General features: G+C 67.9%; 14 protein-coding genes. 4 read left to right on the top strand and 10 right to left on the bottom strand.

All coding sequences use genetic code 11. The annotated features are described in order from the left end of the window. The coding region (locus A7D27_RS19545; RefSeq protein WP_139134135.1) for an efflux RND transporter permease subunit at positions 1 to 1,855 on the top strand (1,855 nt) is incomplete at its 5' end. Here the strand turns inward: A7D27_RS19545 and A7D27_RS19540 are convergent. Next, positions 1,856 to 2,776: a LysR family transcriptional regulator gene (locus tag A7D27_RS19540; RefSeq protein WP_069560458.1), complete on the bottom strand. Its 921-nt coding sequence runs from the start codon at positions 2,774 to 2,776 to the stop codon at positions 1,856 to 1,858. 160 nt (positions 2,777 to 2,936) lie between these two features. On the opposite strand from A7D27_RS19540, the gene A7D27_RS19535 reads away from it, so the two are divergent. Further along, positions 2,937 to 4,166, top strand: coding sequence for an acyl-CoA dehydrogenase (locus A7D27_RS19535; protein ID WP_069560457.1), 1,230 nt, complete (start codon positions 2,937 to 2,939; stop codon positions 4,164 to 4,166). Positions 4,167 to 4,316: 150 nt separating this feature from the next. Here the strand turns inward: A7D27_RS19535 and A7D27_RS19530 are convergent, their stop codons facing one another. From A7D27_RS19530 to A7D27_RS19520, 3 genes are all read right to left on the bottom strand, one after another. After that, positions 4,317 to 4,520, bottom strand: coding sequence for a hypothetical protein (locus tag A7D27_RS19530; protein ID WP_069560456.1), 204 nt, complete (start codon positions 4,518 to 4,520; stop codon positions 4,317 to 4,319). Continuing rightward, entirely contained in the window at positions 4,517 to 5,521 is a 1,005-nt protein-coding gene (locus A7D27_RS19525; protein ID WP_069565822.1) for a TerC family protein, read from the bottom strand. The genes A7D27_RS19530 and A7D27_RS19525 overlap by 4 nt, the downstream gene beginning before the upstream one ends. 101 nt (positions 5,522 to 5,622) lie before the next feature. Further along, a complete protein-coding gene (locus tag A7D27_RS19520; protein WP_069560454.1) occupies positions 5,623 to 6,996 on the bottom strand; it encodes a substrate-binding domain-containing protein in 1,374 nt (457 codons plus the stop codon). 267 nt (positions 6,997 to 7,263) lie between these two features. On the opposite strand from A7D27_RS19520, the gene A7D27_RS19515 reads away from it, so the two are divergent. Further along, positions 7,264 to 7,590 carry a YegP family protein gene (locus A7D27_RS19515; RefSeq protein ID WP_069560453.1) on the top strand — a complete coding sequence of 109 codons (327 nt, stop codon included), beginning with the start codon at positions 7,264 to 7,266 and terminating at the stop codon, positions 7,588 to 7,590. 38 nt (positions 7,591 to 7,628) lie between these two features. On the opposite strand, the gene A7D27_RS19510 is transcribed toward A7D27_RS19515, so the two are convergent. The 6 genes from A7D27_RS19510 to A7D27_RS19485 all read right to left on the bottom strand — a co-directional run bounded on the left by A7D27_RS19510 (position 7,629) and on the right by A7D27_RS19485 (position 14,744). Next, complete coding sequence (locus A7D27_RS19510; RefSeq protein ID WP_069565821.1) at positions 7,629 to 8,534, bottom strand: hydroxymethylglutaryl-CoA lyase; 906 nt, start codon at positions 8,532 to 8,534, stop codon at positions 7,629 to 7,631. Positions 8,535 to 8,709: 175 nt separating this feature from the next. Further along, positions 8,710 to 10,659 (bottom strand): acetyl/propionyl/methylcrotonyl-CoA carboxylase subunit alpha, encoded by a 1,950-nt coding sequence (locus A7D27_RS19505; protein ID WP_139134134.1) that lies wholly within the window; start codon positions 10,657 to 10,659, stop codon positions 8,710 to 8,712. Further along, positions 10,656 to 11,450 carry a gamma-carboxygeranoyl-CoA hydratase gene (locus A7D27_RS19500; RefSeq protein ID WP_069560450.1) on the bottom strand — a complete coding sequence of 265 codons (795 nt, stop codon included), beginning with the start codon at positions 11,448 to 11,450 and terminating at the stop codon, positions 10,656 to 10,658. The genes A7D27_RS19505 and A7D27_RS19500 overlap by 4 nt, the downstream gene beginning before the upstream one ends. Positions 11,451 to 11,468: 18 nt before the next feature. Further along, positions 11,469 to 13,076, bottom strand: a complete 1,608-nt coding sequence (locus A7D27_RS19495; protein WP_069565819.1) for a carboxyl transferase domain-containing protein — start codon at positions 13,074 to 13,076, stop codon at positions 11,469 to 11,471. A 62-nt stretch (positions 13,077 to 13,138) separates the two neighbouring features. Then, complete coding sequence (locus A7D27_RS19490; protein ID WP_044399656.1) at positions 13,139 to 14,302, bottom strand: isovaleryl-CoA dehydrogenase; 1,164 nt, start codon at positions 14,300 to 14,302, stop codon at positions 13,139 to 13,141. Between the two features lie 43 nt (positions 14,303 to 14,345). Continuing rightward, a complete protein-coding gene (locus tag A7D27_RS19485) occupies positions 14,346 to 14,744 on the bottom strand; it encodes a MerR family DNA-binding transcriptional regulator (protein ID WP_044399652.1) in 399 nt (132 codons plus the stop codon). Between the two features lie 218 nt (positions 14,745 to 14,962). Between A7D27_RS19485 and A7D27_RS19480 the strand changes: the two genes are divergently transcribed. Then, positions 14,963 to 16,870, top strand: coding sequence for a sigma-54-dependent Fis family transcriptional regulator (locus A7D27_RS19480; RefSeq protein WP_069565818.1), 1,908 nt, complete (start codon positions 14,963 to 14,965; stop codon positions 16,868 to 16,870). The last annotated feature ends 37 nt before the right edge of the window (positions 16,871 to 16,907 follow it).

Below are 16,907 nucleotides of genomic sequence, written 5' to 3'. Positions count from 1 at the left end.
CCACCGCCATATCGAGGCGGGCCTGTCACCGGTGCAGGCGGCGTTCAAGGGCAGCCGCGAGATCGCCTTCGCGGTGATCGCCATGACCCTGACCCTGGCGGCGGTCTACGCGCCCATCGGCTTCATGCAGGGCACCTCGGGCAAGCTCTTCACCGAGTTTTCCTGGACCCTGGCCGGCGCGGTGCTGGTCTCCGGCTTCGTGGCCCTCACTCTGTCACCGATGATGTGCGCTCAGTTGCTCCGGCCGCACCGGGCGGAGCAGCGCCATGGTCGCCTGTACAACCTGATCGAAGGCTTTCTCAACGGCCTCACCTACAGCTACCGGCACCTGCTGGAGCGGGTGTTGCGCGCCTGGGTGCTGATCGCGCTGTTCCTCGTCGGCGTGCTGCTGCTGTGCCTGTGGATGTTCAGCGGCCTGCGCAGCGAGCTGGCGCCCACCGAGGATACCGGCACCATCGTCAGCACCCTCAACGGCCCGGATGGCGCCACCCTGCAGTACACCGCGCGCTACGCCCGGCAACTGGAAGAGGCCTACCGCGGCATCCCCGAGGCCAACCGCTACATGGTGGTGGTGGGCTTCCCCACCGTGGCCCAGGGAATTTCCTTCCTCAAGCTGGAGGACTGGAGCGCGCGCAGCCGCAGCCAGTTCGAGATCCGCGATGCCTTGCTGCCCAGGCTGCAGGACATCCCCGGTGTGCGGGCCTTCCCGGTGAACCGCCCGCCGCTGGGGCAGAGCGCGCGCAACCAGCCGGTGAACTTCGTCATCCGCTCGTCCCTGGAGTACGCCGAGCTGCAGCAGTACGTGGACCAGTTGCTGCAGCGGGTGCGTGACTACCCGGGGCTGGAGAGCATCGACACCGACCTCAAGCTCAACACCCCGCAGCTCAAGGTCACGGTGAACCGCGAGCAGGCCACCGCCGTGGGCACCGACGTCGCCACCATCGGCCGCAGCCTGGAAAGCCTGTTCGGCAGCCGCCAGGTGACCCGCTTCAAGCAGAACGGCGAGCAGTACGACGTGCTGGTGCAACTGGCGGACGTCGACCGCAGCAACCCGGACGACCTCAACCGGGTCTACGTGCGCGGGCGCGACGGCAGCATGGTGCAGCTCTCCAACCTGATCGAGGTGGAGGAAACCGTCGCCCCTCGGGAGCTGAACCACTTCAACCAGTTGCGCGCGGTGACCCTCAGCGCCAACGTCGGCTCCGGCTACACCCTGGGGGAGGCGCTGGACCACCTGGAGACGGTGGCCCGTGAAGTGCTGCCCGCCGAGACCCAGTTCGACTACACCGGCATCTCCCGTGATTTCAAGGCCTCCGGCGCGGGCGTGGCGCTGACCTTCGCGCTGGCGCTGGTGTTCATCTACCTGGTGCTGGCAGCGCAGTTCGAGAGCTTCGTCGACCCGCTGGTGATCCTCTTCAGCGTGCCGCTCTCCATGGCCGGCGCGCTGCTGGCGCTGGAGCTGTTCGGTGGCACCCTGAACATCTATTCCCAGGTGGGGATGGTCACCCTCATCGGGTTGATCACCAAGCACGGCATCCTCATTGTCGAGTTCGCCAACCAGCAGTTGCGCGAGGGTCGTGGTCTGGATGAGTCGGTCATGGAGGCGGCCGTGCAGCGGCTGCGGCCGATCCTGATGACCACCGGCGCCATGGTGCTGGGCTCCCTGCCGCTGGCCATCGCCACCGGCGCCGGGGCGGAGAGCCGCCGGCAGATCGGCATGGTCATCGTCGGGGGGCTGCTGGTGGGCACGTTCTTCACGCTGTTCGTGGTGCCCACGCTGTACCGCAAGCTGCGCCAGTGGCGGCCTATCCGCCCGCTGGTGGAGCGGGAGGCGGGGAAGGTGCTGGGGGCCTGATCAGGCGCGCACGCGCTCCTGCTGGGTGACCTGCTGGCAGATCTCGATGATCTGCTCGCGCATCCAGCGGTTGGCCGGGTCCTGGTCGGTGCTTTCGTGCCAGTAAAGGTGGGTCTCCAGGGCGGGCACGTCGTTCACCGGCAGGTCGACGAAGTGCAGGTCGTGGCGGCGGGCGAAGCGCTCCGGCACGGTCATCGCCATGTCGGTGCTCTGCAGCACGGTGGAAGCCATCATGTAGTGCTGCGAGCGCAGCGCGACCTTGCGCTGGATGCCCATCTTGCCCAGGGCCAGGTCCACGTAGCCCAGGCCGTTGCGGCGGCTGGAGATGTGGATGTGCGACAGCGAGAGGTACTCGTCCAGGCTGATGCGCTCCTTGGCCAGCGGATGGCCACGGCGCATGGCGCACACGTAGCGATCCTCCATCAGCTTCACGTGGCGCACCTGCGGGTCGGTGTTCAGCGGCGCGTCGACGGCGAAGTCCAGGCGCCCGGCGGCCAGCTCCTTGGTGGTCTCGCGGCGCTTGGCGAGGAAGCTCTCCACCTGCACCTGGGGCGCCAGGCGGCGCAGGCGCTGGAACAGCAGCGGCAGGATCACCGCCTCGCTGAGGTCGGTCATGCTGATGCGGTAGGTCTTGTTGGCCTGCAGCGGGTTGAAGGTGCGGCTCTCCTGCACCGAGACCCGCAGCAACTGCAGCGCGTTGCGCACCGGACCGATGATGTTCTGCGCCATCGGCGTGGGCACCATGCCCTGGGCGGTACGGACGAACAGCGGGTCGTTGAAGGTCTCGCGCAGGCGGGCGAGGGCGTTGGACACGGCGGGCTGGGTGATGCCGACGATCTGCCCGGCACGGGTCAGGTTGGCCTCGGTGTAGATGGCGTCGAAGACGATGAACAGGTTCAGGTCCACCTTGTTGAGGTTCATGCCGCACGTGCTCCTTGGATTGTTCTTGTCGAGGGATGCACCATATCGCTTATGAATGTTCATGCATATCGATAATAGGCTGGGTAAATCTTAATCCCTGTTCTAGCATTCTTTCCAGACTCTCCAGGTCATTCCTCACCCTCCTCAGAAGGTACGCCGCATGGATTTCGCCTATTCGCCCAAGGTCCAGGAACTGCGTGAGCGCGTCACCGCGTTCATGGACACCTACGTCTATCCCGCCGAGCCGGTGTTCGAGAAGCAGGTCGCCGAAGGCGACCGCTGGCAGCCCACCGCGATCATGGAAGAGCTCAAGGCCAAGGCGAAGGCCGAAGGCCTGTGGAACCTGTTCCTGCCCGAGTCCGAATACGGTGCCGGCCTGACCAACATGGAATACGCGCCCCTGGCCGAGATCATGGGCCGCTCGCTGCTGGGCCCGGAGCCGTTCAACTGCTCCGCGCCGGACACCGGCAACATGGAAGTGCTGGTGCGCTACGGCAACGAAGCGCAGAAGAAGCAGTGGCTGGAGCCACTGCTGCGTGGCGAGATCCGCTCCGCCTTCGCCATGACCGAGCCGGGCGTGGCTTCGTCCGATGCCACCAACATGGAAGCCCGTGCCGAACGCCAGGGTGACGAGTGGGTCATCAACGGCCGCAAGTGGTGGACCTCCGGTGCCTGCGACCCGCGCTGCAAGGTGATGATCTTCATGGGCCTGAGCAACCCGGATGCGCCGCGCCACCAGCAGCACTCCATGATCCTCGTGCCCACCGATGCCCCCGGCGTGAAGATCCTCCGCCCGCTGCCGGTGTTCGGCTATGACGACGCCCCCCACGGCCACGCCGAGGTGCTGTTCGAGAACGTCCGCGTGCCTTACGAGAATGTGCTGCTGGGCGAAGGCCGTGGCTTCGAGATCGCCCAGGGCCGCCTCGGCCCAGGCCGTATCCACCACTGCATGCGCTCCATCGGCATGGCCGAACGCGCCCTGGAGCTGATGTGCAGGCGCGCCGTCAGCCGCACCGCCTTCGGCAAGCCCCTGGCCCGCCTGGGCGGCAACATCGACAAGATCGCCGACTCGCGGATGGAGATCGACATGGCCCGGCTGCTGACCCTGAAGGCGGCCTACATGATGGACACCGCCGGCAACAAGGTGGCCAAGAGTGAGATCGCCCAGATCAAGGTGGTGGCGCCCAACGTCGCCCTGCGGGTGATCGACCGCGCCATCCAGATCCATGGCGGCGCCGGCGTCTCCAACGACTTCCCGCTGGCCTACATGTACGCCATGCAGCGCACCCTGCGCCTGGCCGATGGCCCGGACGAAGTACACCGCGCCGCCATCGGCAAGTACGAGATCGGCAAGTACGTACCGCGCGAGATGATGCGCAGCAGCCACTGATCGCCCGCGCAGCAACAGCGAGGCCCGCACGGTTCACCGTGCGGGCCTCGTGCGTATCAGGGGCTGTGGGCTCCAGTCGCGCGCGGGCATCAGGTGGGCCGTGGCCGAAACCGCATCTGCTGCCTGATCAGTTGCGTGACAAACAGTGGGTCAATCCTGGTGGGGCTGGGAGGGTTCCGAGGGGCTGCTGGCGGCTGCGTGCTGTGCGCGCAGCCATTCCAGGCGCTGGTGCAGTTGGGCGGCGAAGGTGCGGGCGGCCAGTTCTTCGTGGAAGTTCACCGCCCGCGCGCCCATGCGCACCTGCCAGATCACCCGACCCCGTTGTTCGAGTACATCGATCCGCACGTCCTTCATCGCTGCCCGCGCTCCTCCTGATGGACCGGCTGCGGCTTGCGTGTGCGGATCAGCGAGATCAGCACGCCACCGGCCAGGAGGCCACAGGTTACGCCAAGGGAAACCAGGGCGGGAATCTTGCCGATGAAGCTCTGCAGGAAAATCTTGCCGCCGATGAAGATCAGCACCAGGGCCAGGGCGTACCTGAGGTAGACGAAGCGGTGCATGAGCGCTGCCAGGGCGAAGTACAGCGAACGCAGGCCGAGGATGGCGAAGATGTTCGAGGTGTAGACGATGAACGGGTCCTGGGTGATGGCGAAGATCGCCGGGACGCTGTCCACCGCGAAAACCAGGTCGGCCAGCTCGATCAGCACCAGGGTCAGGAACAGCGGCGTGGCATGCAGCAGGGTGCCCCCGCTGGCGGTGGGCAGCCGCACGAAGAAGCGCTTGCCGTGCAGGTCCTGGGTCAGGCGCAGGTGCCCCCGCAGGAAGCGCAGCACCGGGTTGTGCGACAGGTCGCGCTCGCCCTGGTCGCGGCTGAGCAGCATCTTCACGCCGGTGAACAGCAGAAAGCCGCCGAACAGGTAGAGCATCCAGTCGAAGCGCTGCACCAGCGCCGCGCCGATGCCGATCATCAGTGCCCGCAGCACGATCACCCCGAGAATCCCCCAGAACAGCACACGGTGCTGGTAGAGCCTGGGCACGGCGAAGAAACCGAAGATCATCGCCATGACGAACACGTTGTCCATCGACAGCGACTGCTCCACCAGGAAACCGGTGTAGAACTCCAGCGCCGGCTGCGCCCCCAGCTCCCACCAGACCCAGCCGCCAAAGGCCAGCCCGGCGGTGAAGTAGCCGCTGTAGAGCAGCAGGCTTTCGCGCACGCCGATCTCGCGCTCATGGCGGTGCAGCACACCCAGGTCGAACGCCAGCAGCGCCACCACGACCAGCAGAAAGCTCAGCCACAGCCAGGTGGCGGTACCGAGGAAGTCGGTGAACAGGAATGCGTGAAGGGCCTCCATCGGTACTCCTTGTCCCGGGCAATCGACGCACAGCGCGTGATGCACTGTGCATGGATAACTATGGACCCGGGCAAGGGGCGGAGGTGCGGTAAAACAGCGCGTCAGTAGACCCAGACTTCGACGCGACGGTTGCGGATGCGGCCTTCGTCGCTGTCCGCTGCCACCGGCAGTTCGTCGCCTAGGCCGACGATGTCGCGGAAGCTTACGCCGGCCTTGGCCAGCTCGCGGCGAACCGCCATGGCACGCAGCTTGGAGAGCAGGGCTGCACGGCTCGGGTCCGGCTTGGCGTCGCCGAAGCCCACCAGCACCACCTGGTTGGCCAGCTTGCCGCTGTCCTTCAGGTAGGCCATCACCCGCTCCACGTCACGCAGTGCCTTGTTGTCGAGGTTGGCGCTGCCCTCCTGGAAGCGGAAGTTCACCGACAGCCGCTGCGCCTCGCCGGCCAGTTGGCGATAGGCTTTGGGCATGCCGATCTGGGGCGTCACCTTCACCGTTTGCACCGTCTGGGCGACGAACCCGGTCTGGGCGACGATGGCCTGGCCACGTGGGCCCTGGGCGAAGCGCACCAGCGCCTGGGCCCAGGCGTTCTTTTCGCCCGGCTTCACATAGAGGAACAGCCGGCGGGAGAGCGGGTAGTCCTCGGTGGCGATCAGGGTGGTGGACGGGCCCATGGCCTGTGAGTCGCCATCGGCAATCGCCAGGGTGTGCGCCTTGCCTACCGAGGCCAGCCCGACGAAGCCGATGCCCTGCGGGTCGGCAGCCACCGCCTCGGCCAGGCGATCGTTGGATTCGAAGCGGTTGGCACCGGCTGCCAGGGTCTTGCCGTGGCTGGCCAGCACCAGTTCCTTGAAGGTGTCGAAGGTGCCGGATTTGTCGTCGCGGGCGTATAGGTGGATCGCGCCGCCCTTGCCGCCAAGCTCTTCCCAGGTCTTCACCTCGCCGGCGAAGACACGCGCCAGTTGGGTGGTGTCCAGCTTTGCCAGCGGGTTGGACGGGTGCAGGATGATCGCCAGGCCGTCGATGGCGATGACGTTCTCGCTGTACTGGCTGCGCAGGTCGCCGAAGTGCTTCAGGTCCGCCGCTTCGGCATCCTTGATCGGGCGGGAGGAGGCGGCCAGGTCCGCGCTGCCGTCCTTGAGGGCAACGAAGCCGGTGCCCGAGCCGTGGGCGGCCACATTGATCCGCACCTCGCGCCCGTTCGGGGCACGGCCGATCAGTTGCACTTCGTTCTCCTGGCTGCCGGCTTCCTGGCGGATGTTGCCCAGGCCTTCTTCCTCCATCAGGCCGCGTACCAGGGCCGGCCCCAGCTTGGCGCCAATGGTGTTGGAGCCCTGGATGCGCAGCGCCGGTGAGCGGTCGGCGGGGACGGGCAGGGCGGCGAACACCGACCAGGGCAGGGCGTAACAGACGAAGCCGAGCAGCAACAGACTGAGGGTACGGCTCCAGATTTCTCGTTCGGTGACGTCGCGCGTCATGCAGCGGTGCCTTCTGTTGGGCGGGAGGAGCCGCGAGATTAAGTCAGCGAGGTGACGGTGATATGACAGAGAGGCTCTGGCGTGGGCCTCTTCGAAGGCCTAGGACGTTTCGCCCGGCCCGCCCGTCTGGCGCCTACCCCGGGTGCAGGTTCCCCCGGCATACGGGCCCCGGGGGCGTCGGTATGGTGCGCGTTTCGTTCGCCCAGGCCCCCGCCGGGGCGAGCAGGTCGCCCCGCGTGGGCAATGAAGCTGCAAGGAGTGAGAGACATGCCAGGCTTTTTCGAGCTGAAGAAATACGGCAGTGGCGAATACCGTTTTCGCCTGAAGACACGGGAGGCCCAAGTGATGGTGGAGAGCGGGCGCTACCCCTGCCGGGACAGCGCCGAGAAAGCCATCGCGCTGTTCCGCACCCACTGCGTCAACAGTGATCGCTTCGAGCGTCGCATGGCCTCGGGCGGCAAGAACTACTTCCGCCTCAAGGGCGCCGGCGAGGTGATCCTCGAGAGCCACCTGTACGACTCCGAGCCGACCCGCGAAGAAGCCATCGAGGCCATCATGCGCGTGGGCGTCACCCCGCACGTCGAAGAAGCCTGACGCGCCGGGTGAAATGAAGAAGCCCGGCGTTTGCCAGATCAGGCGTTGCGGGCGAGCAGGGCGCGGGCCACCCGCGAGCCGTTGTCCTTGCCCAGCACGGTGCAGATGCGTTGCCCGGCGGCGGCGAGCCGGTCGAGGTCGATGCCGGTCTCGATGCCCAGGCCGTTCATCAGGTAGAGCACATCCTCGGTGGCGACGTTGCCGGTGGCGCCCTTGGCGTAGGGGCAACCGCCGAGTCCGGCGACCGAGCTGTCGAACACGCTGATGCCTTCCAGCAGGCTGGCGTAGATGTTCGCCACGGCCTGGCCGTAGGTGTCGTGGAAGTGGCCGGCCAGTTGCTCCCGGGGGATGCGCGCGCCCACCACCTCGAACATCCGGCGGGTGCTGCCGGCGTTGCCGGTGCCGATGGTGTCGCCCAGGGAGACCTCGTAGCAGCCCATGGCATGCAGCTCGGCCGCCACCGCTGCCACCTGTTCGGCGGCCACCTCGCCCTCGTAGGGGCAGCCCAGCACGCAGGACACATAGCCACGCACGCTGACACCCTGGGCGCGGGCGGCTTCCACCACCGGCACGAAGCGCGCCAGGCTCTCGGCGATGGAGCAGTTGATGTTCTTCTGCGAGAAGGCCTCGGACGCGGCAGCGAACACCGCCACCTCCTTCACCCCGGCCTCCAGGGCGGCTTCGAAGCCCTTCATGTTCGGCGCCAGGGCGGCGTAGGTGACGCCCGGCTTGCGCTGGATCTGCGCGAACACTTCGGCGGAACCGGCCATCTGCGGCACCCACTTGGGCGATACGAAGCTGCCCACCTCCACATAGCCGAGGCCGGCGGCGGTGAGGTCGTCCACCAGGCGCACCTTGTCGGCGACGCTGATGGGCTGCTTCTCGTTCTGCAGGCCGTCACGGGGGCCGACTTCGACCAGGCGGACCTTCTTGGGGATCGTCATTGCGTCATCTCTCTCATTCATCGGCGTTCGGTGCTCGATGGGTTTCGCTTCGCTCGCGGAATACGGGTTGTTTCTGCGTAGGGTGGACATTGCTTTTCATGTCCACCGGCGGTGCTGGGCCGGGCCAGGTTGGTGGATGTAAAGAGCGACATCCACCCTACGGTGCAGCGCCCTCTCAGGCCTCTTCCAGCTCCACCAGCGCGGTGCCTTCGGCGACCAGTTCGCCTTCGCTGCAGTACAGCGCCTTGACCACCCCGGCGTGGGGCGCGCGGATGCTGTGCTCCATCTTCATCGCCTCCAGCACCACCAGGGCGGTGCCGGCTTCCACGGCCTGGCCGGCTTCCACCAGCACGCGCACGATACTGCCGTTCATCGGCGCCGTCAGCCCGCCCTGGTGGCTGTGGCTGGCCTCGGCCTCGGCGATGGGATCGACGCGGGTGATGGTGTGCAGCGTGCCGTCCCACTCCAGGTAGAGGGTTTCACCCCGGCGGATGGCCAGCAGCGTGCGGCGCACGCCGTCCAGCTCCAGGGCCAGCCGCTCGCCTTCCAGGCGGATCGGGCTGTCGGCCCGGCCGCGCAGGCGCACGACCTGGCGCTCCTCGCCGCAGGCCAGGTGCAGGTCGGTCTCGCGGGGCAGGCCCGCGCGCCAGCCACTGTTGCCACTCCAGGGCGAATGCGGGTCGTCGCTGCGCACCCGGGCGGCATCGCCCTGGCGGAAGGCTTCGGCAGCCAGTTGCCAGACCTGCTCGGGCAGGGCGGCAGGGGCGGGAAGCAGGTGTGCCTGGTGGCGCTCGATGAAGCCGGTGTCCAGTTCGGCCGCGGCGAAGGCCGGGTGGCCCAGCACGCGGCGGAGGAAGGCCAGGTTGGTGCGGAAGCCGCCCACGGCGGTGTCCTCCAGCATGGCCAGCAGGCGCTGGCGCGCTTCCTCGCGGTTCTCGCCCCAGGCGATCAGCTTGGCCAGCATGGGGTCGTAGAAGGGCGATACGTCGTCACCCTCGGCCACGCCGCTGTCCACCCGGCGGCCCTCGCCGGGCGCGGGCTCGCGGTACAGGTCCAGGTGGCCGCTGGCGGGCAGGAAGCCGCCTTCCGGGTCTTCGGCGTACAGGCGCACTTCGATGGCATGACCCATCAGCGGCACCTGCGCCTGGGTGATGGGCAGGGTTTCGCCGCGGGCGACGCGGATCTGCCAGGCCACCAGGTCGAGGCCGGTGATGGCCTCGGTGACCGGGTGCTCCACCTGCAGGCGGGTGTTCATCTCCATGAAGAAGAAGTCACCGCGCGCATCCAGCAGGAATTCCACGGTGCCGGCACCCACGTAGCCGATGGCCTGGGCCGCGCGCACAGCGGCCTCGCCCATGGCGCGGCGCTGCTCGGCCGAGAGGCCGGGGGCGGGGGCTTCCTCCACCACCTTCTGGTGGCGGCGCTGGATGGAGCAGTCGCGTTCGTTGAGGTACAGGCAGTTGCCGTGGCGGTCGGCGAAGACCTGGATCTCCACATGGCGCGGCTTGAGCACGTACTTCTCCACCAGCATGCGGGCGTCGCCGAAGGCGGCCTGGGCCTCGCGCTGGGCAGAGGAGAGCGCCTCGGCCAGGTCGGCCTCGCGCTCCACCACCTTCATGCCCTTGCCGCCACCGCCGGCGGCGGCCTTCAGCAGCACCGGGTAGCCGATGCGCTCGGCGGCGGTGCGGAAGGTCTCCAGGGCCTGGTCCTCGCCGTGGTAGCCGGGCACCAGGGGCACGCCGGCTTCCTCCATCAGCGCCTTGGCGGCGGACTTGCTGCCCATGGCGTCGATGGCGCTGGCCGGCGGGCCGAGGAACACCAGCCCGGCGGCCTCGATGGCACGGGCGAAGCCGGCGTTCTCCGAGAGGAAGCCGTAGCCGGGGTGGATGGCCTGGGCGCCGCTGGCCTGGGCGGCGGCGATCAGCGCGTCCACCCGCAGGTAGCTCTCCGCCGGCTTGGCGCCGCCGAGGTTGATGGCCATGTCCGCCTCGCGCACGTGGCGGGCGTTGCGGTCGATCTCGCTGTGGACGGCCACGGTGCGAATGCCCAGCGCCTTGGCGGTGCGCATCACCCGGCAGGCGATCTCGCCACGGTTGGCGATCAGCAAGGTGGTGATCATGGTCATTGCTCCTGCCAGGAGGGTTTGCGTTTCTCCAGGAAGGCATTGAGCCCTTCCTGGCCTTCGGCGCTCACGCGGATGCGGGCGATGGCGTTCTCGGTGTAGCGGCGCAGGTTGGGGCTGAGCACCCCGCTGCCCACTTCCCGCAGCAGGTCCTTGCTGGCGCGCATGGCCTGGGGGCTGTTGAGCAGCAGGTTGGCGGTCCAGCTCTCCACCGCCTGGTCCAGTTCCTCGGCCGGGTAGCACTCGGCCAGCAGGCCCAGCTCACGGGCCCGCTCGCCGTTGAAGCGCTCGGCGGTGAGGGCGTAGCGGCGCGCGGCACGCTCGCCGATGGCCTGGACCACGAAGGGGCTGATCACCGCCGGTGCCAGGCCGATGCGCACCTCCGAGAGGGAGAACTGCGCGTCGATGGCGCCGATGGCCATGTCGCAGCAGCTGATCAGGCCCAGGGCACCGCCGAAGGCCGCGCCCTGGACCACCGCCAGGGTTGGCACCTTGAGCTGGTAGAGGGCGTACATCAGCTCGGCCAGCTCGCGGGCGTCATCCAGGTTGGCGTTGTAGTCCAGGCGGGCGGACTCCTGCATCCAGGCCAGGTCAGCCCCGGCGGAGAAGTGCCGGCCCCGGCCGCGGAGGATGAGGAAGCGCACCTGGCCGTGCTCCTTGACGGCATCCAGGGCGAGGATCAGCTCGCGGATCATCCCGGCGTTGAAGGCGTTGTTCTTGTCCGGACGGTTCAGCCAGAGGGTGGCGACGCCATTGGCGGCGATGTCCAGTTGCAGGGTGTTGAAGTCGGTCATATGGGCTCCGGGAGAGGGCTACATGCGGAACACGCCGAAGCGGGTCGCTTCGATCGGCGCGTTGAGGCTGGCCGAGAGCGCCAGGCCAAGCACCTCGCGGGTCTGCGCCGGGTCGATGACGCCGTCGTCCCAGAGCCGCGCGCTGGAGTAATAGGCGTGAGCCTGGCGCTCGTACTGTTCGAGGATGGGCTGCTTGATGCGTGCCTCTTCCTCGGCGCTCAGGCTGTGGCCGGCGCGTTCGCTCTGCTCGCGCTTGACCTGGGTGAGCACGCCGGCGGCCTGCTCGGCGCCCATCACGCCGATCCGCGCGTTGGGCCACATCCACAGGAATCGCGGGTCGTAGGCCCGGCCACACATGCCGTAGTTACCGGCGCCGAAGCTGCCGCCGATGATCACGGTGAACTTCGGCACCCGCGCGCAGGCCACGGCGGTGACCAGCTTGGCGCCGTGCTTGGCGATGCCGCCTTCCTCGTACTTCTTGCCCACCATGAAGCCGGTGATGTTCTGCAGGAACAGCAGCGGGATGCCGCGCTGGCAGGCCAGCTCGATGAAGTGCGCGCCTTTCTGCGCGGCCTCGGCGAAGAGGATGCCGTTGTTGGCGAGGATGGCGATGGGGTAGCCGTGAAGAAAGGCGAAGCCGCACACCAGGGTGGTCCCGAACAGGGCCTTGAACTCGTCGAAGGCGGAGTCGTCCACCAGGCGGGCGATCACTTCGCGCACGTCGAAGGGTTGCTTGGCGTCCGCCGGAATCACCCCGTACAGCTCCTCGCTGGCGTAGCGCGGTGCGATGGGCGTGCGCAGGTTCAGCTCGCCGGCCTTGCGCCAGTTGAGGTTGGCGACACTGCGGCGGGCCAGGGCCAGGGCGTGCTCGTCGTTTTCGGCGTAGTGGTCGGCCACACCGGAGGTCTTGCAGTGCACGTCGGCGCCGCCCAGCTCCTCGGCGGTCACCACCTCGCCGGTGGCGGCCTTCACCAGCGGCGGGCCGGCGAGGAAGATGGTGGCCTGGTTGCGCACCATGATGGTCTCGTCGCTCATGGCCGGCACGTAGGCGCCGCCGGCGGTGCAGGAGCCCATCACCACGGCGATCTGCGGGATGCCCTGGGCGCTCATGGTGGCCTGGTTGAAGAAGATGCGGCCGAAGTGCTCGCGGTCGGGGAAGACCTCTTCCTGGCGCGGCAGGTTGGCGCCACCGGAGTCCACCAGGTAGATGCAGGGCAGGCGGTTCTCCTGGGCGATGGCCTGGGCCCGCAGGTGCTTCTTCACCGTCAGCGGGTAGTAGGAGCCGCCCTTCACCGTGGCGTCGTTGGCCACGATCATGCATTCGACGCCTTCGACGCGGCCGATGCCGGCCACCACGCCGGCGGCGGGCACCTCTTCGCCGTAGACCTCATGGGCCGCCAGCTGGCCGATTTCGAGAAAAGGCGAGCCCGGGTCCAGCAGGCGGTTGATGCGTTCGCGCGGCAGCAGTTTGCCCCGCGAGGTGTGGCGCTCCTGGGCCTTGGCGCCGCCGCCTTCGTGGATGCGGCCGAGCAGGCGGTGCAGGTCGTCCACCTGGGCCTGCATGGCCTCGCGGTTGCGGGCGAATTCCGGGGTGCGGGTGTTGATCTGGGTATGCAGGATGGCCATCTGGGGCGCTCCGAATCGTGCGTTCGCGCCCCTCCCGGAGGGGGAGGGGCGTCGGTCGAGGATCAGCGGGTTTCGTTGAACAGCTCGCGGCCGATCAGCATGCGGCGGATCTCGCTGGTGCCGGCGCCGATCTCGTAGAGCTTGGCGTCGCGCAGCAGGCGCCCGGTGGGGAACTCGTTGATGTAGCCGTTGCCGCCGAGGATCTGGATCGCCTCCAGGGCCATCTGGGTGGCGCGTTCGGCGGTGTAGAGGATCACCCCGGCGGCGTCCTTGCGGGTGGTCTCGCCACGGTCGCAGGCCTGGGCCACGGCATAGAGGTAGGCGCGGCTGGCGGCCAGTTGGGTGTACATGTCGGCCACCTTGCCCTGGATGAACTGGAACTCGCCGATGCTCTGGCCGAACTGCTTGCGGTCGTGGATGTAGGGCACCACCACGTCCAGGCAGGCCTGCATGATGCCCACCGGGCCGCCGGCCAGCACCACGCGCTCGTAGTCCAGGCCGCTCATCAGCACCTTGACGCCACCGTTGACCGCGCCGAGGACGTTCTCCTCCGGCACTTCCACGTCATCGAAGAACAGCTCGCAGGTGTTGGAGCCGCGCATGCCGAGCTTGTCGAACTTGCTGCCACGGGAGAAACCCTTCCAGTCGCGCTCGACGATGAAGGCGGTGATGCCGTGGGGGCCCTTGTCCAGGTCGGTCTTGGCGTAGATCACGTAGGTGTTGGCGTCGGGGCCGTTGGTGATCCAGGTCTTGCTGCCGTTGAGAACGAAGCGGTCGCCCTTGCGGTCGGCGCGCAGCTTCATGGAGACCACGTCGGAGCCGGCGTTGGGCTCGCTCATGGCCAGGGCGCCGACATGCTCGCCGCTGATCAGCCTGGGCAGGTACTTCTGCTTCTGCTCGTGGGTGCCGTTGCGCTTGATCTGGTTGACGCACAGGTTGGAGTGGGCGCCGTAGGAGAGGGCCACCGAGGCCGAGCCGCGGCTGATCTCCTCCATGGCGATGACGTGGGCCATGTAGCCCAGGCCGGCACCACCGTATTCCTCGCCGACGGTCACACCCAGCAGGCCCATGTCGCCGAACTTCTTCCACAGGTCCATGGGGAAGGCGTTGTCGCGGTCGATCTCGGCGGCGCGGGGCGCCAGTTCGGCGGCGACGAAGGCTTGCACCTGTTCGCGCAGCATGTCGAGGGTGTCGCCGAGGGCGAAGTTCAGGCTCGAGTAGGTCATGGTTCCACCTGTGCTTGTGATTGTCGGTGAGTCGGGGAGGGGATCAGGCCTTGGCGGCCTGCTTGCGTTCGGTCTCGGCCAGGGCCGCCAGGCAGCGTTCCTCGGCCGTATCCAGTTCCAACTGCATCTGCTGGATATCCAGCAACTGCTGTTCGAGTTGCGCGCGGCGGGCGGCGATCTTCTCCATGAAGGTCTCCAGTTGCTTGCGGTTGCCGCTGCTGGGGTCGTAGAGGTCGATCAGCTCCTTGCACTCGGCCAGGGAAAAGCCGATGCGCTTGCCACGCAGAATGAGCTTGAGGGCCACCAGGTCCTTGGGGCTGTAGATGCGTTCCTGGCCCCGGCGCTCGGGGAAGAGCATCTCCTGCTCCTCGTAGAAGCGGATGGCGCGGGTGGTCACATCCAGTTCGCGGGCCAGGTCGGAAATGCTGTAGGTCTTGGACATGGGGGAGGGGGCTCGGCTTGTTTACCTTTACGTTAACGTAAACCTGGGTAAACTCGCTGTCAACTCGGCGCCAGGCAGCGGCAAATCGCCCCTGTGGCCCGATACTTGCTGGCTTCCAGCCTGCGGAACCGGCGCTCTTTACGGCACCGGCCGGGGGGTGTAGACAGTCAGGGCGTGCAGTCTGCCACGGCCAGGCCGGGCGGTTGCTGGAGCGAGAGATGGCGCAGGACATTCGAATAAAAATGGCGACCGATCCACTTCACCCGTCGTACCAGGCACGGCTGAAGCTGCTCAACGAAGGCGAACTGCCCCGTGGCGTGCTCCGCGAGGAGATCGATGCCTCATGGCGGCGCAGCCTCGGCCATGGGCTCAATTGCCTTGAAGGCGAGCAGCCCGAACTCCGTCACCACGACCTCGGCCTGTTGCTGGAAGGCAACCGCCTGCTGATCGACGCCGCCACTCCCGAGCTGGAGTACCTGGTCAGCCAGCAGGGCAAGGGCGGGCTGATCATCCTCGGCGACGCCCAGGCCAACCTGCTGGCCATCGAAGGCCAGACCGAATTCCTCAAGGGCTCCGGCCTGCGTGACCTGCGCCCCGGCAGTTGCTGGAGCGAATCGAGCCGGGGCACCAACGCCATCGGCACGGCGGTGGTGGAAGGCCGACCGACCCTGATCAACTGCGGCGAGCACTACCTCGACCGGCTCAGCCCGTTCTCCTGCACCTCGGTGCCGCTGCGCGATCCCCAGGGGCAGGTGGTGGGGGTGCTGGACCTGACCCGGCAAGGCGTCATGGCCCAGCCCGAGGACAACCTCGCCACCCTGATGCTGGCCGCCGGCAACATCGAGAGCCGCCTGTTTGCCCTGACCTACAGCGACCATCTGGTGGTGGCCTTCCACAACCGCCCGCAATACCTGGGCAGCGCCTGGCACGGGCTGCTGGCCCTGAGCCTGGTGGGCGAGGTGGTCGCCGCCAACGAGCGGGCCTGCGAACTGCTGCGGGTCGGGCGGGATGCCCTGGTGGGCCGCCGTGGCAGCGACCTCATCGGCGAGCGCGCCGCTCCGTTCATCGCCCGCCTGCTCAAGGGCGGCGTCAGCAGCGTGCAGACCGCCCAGGGCGAGTTCTTCTTCCGCGCGCTCCAGGTGCCCCGCCACAGCCCCCTCGGCCACACGGCCCCGGTGGCGGCCAAGGCGCCCAGCCATGCAACATCCCAGGCCCTGGAGGCACTGGCCGGCCACGACGGCCGCTTCGCCCGCGCTTTGCGCATGGCCCGCAAGGCCCTGGCCAGCGACCTGCCCGTGCTGCTGCTGGGGGAAACCGGCACTGGCAAGGAGGTGGTGGCCCGCGCCCTGCACCAGGCCAGCCCGCGTGCCGAGAAGCCCTTCGTGGCGGTGAACTGCGCAGCCATCCCCGAGGGCCTGATCGAGTCCGAGCTGTTCGGTTACCGCGAAGGCGCCTTCACCGGCTCCCGCCGTGGCGGCATGGTCGGTCGGTTGATGCAGGCCCACGGCGGCACCCTGTTCCTCGACGAGATCGGCGACATGCCCCTCGCGCTCCAGGCCCGCCTGCTGCGGGTGCTGCAGGAGCGCCGGGTGGCCCCCCTCGGCGCCGCCGAAGAGCAGGCCATCGACGTGGCGGTGATCTGCGCCACCCACCGCGACCTGCGCGGGCTGGTGCAGGAGCAGCACTTCCGCGAAGACCTCTACTACCGCATCAATGGCGTCAGCCTGCGCCTGCCGGCCCTGCGCGAGCGGGACGACCTGGCAGGGATGATCGCCAGCGTGCTGGCCCGCTTCGGTGCCAGCGACGTCAGCCTGGACAAGGACCTCACCGAGCTGTTCAGCGGCTACGACTGGCCGGGCAACATCCGCCAGCTGGAAATGGTCCTGCGCGCGGCCCTGGCCATGCGCGAACCGGGGGAGACCGTGCTGGGGCTGGACCACCTCACCGACAGCCTGCTGGACGACCTCACCGCCACCACCCGCCAGCCCGGCAGCATCCGCGAGAACGAACTGGAGCTGATCCGCGCCGCCCTGGAGCGGCACCAGGGCAATGTCTCCGCCGCCGCCGATGCTCTGGGCATCAGCCGCGCCACCCTGTACCGCAAGCTCAAGCAGCTCAGGGGATGACGCCCTTGAAGGCGCTGTGGAAGCGAATTCATTCGCG

Source organism: Pseudomonas sp. 1D4, assembly GCF_001728925.1.
GTDB lineage: Bacteria > Pseudomonadota > Gammaproteobacteria > Pseudomonadales > Pseudomonadaceae > Metapseudomonas > Metapseudomonas otitidis.
Note: the sequence above shows the minus strand (reverse complement) of the source record. Positions and strands in the feature narration are given on the sequence as shown.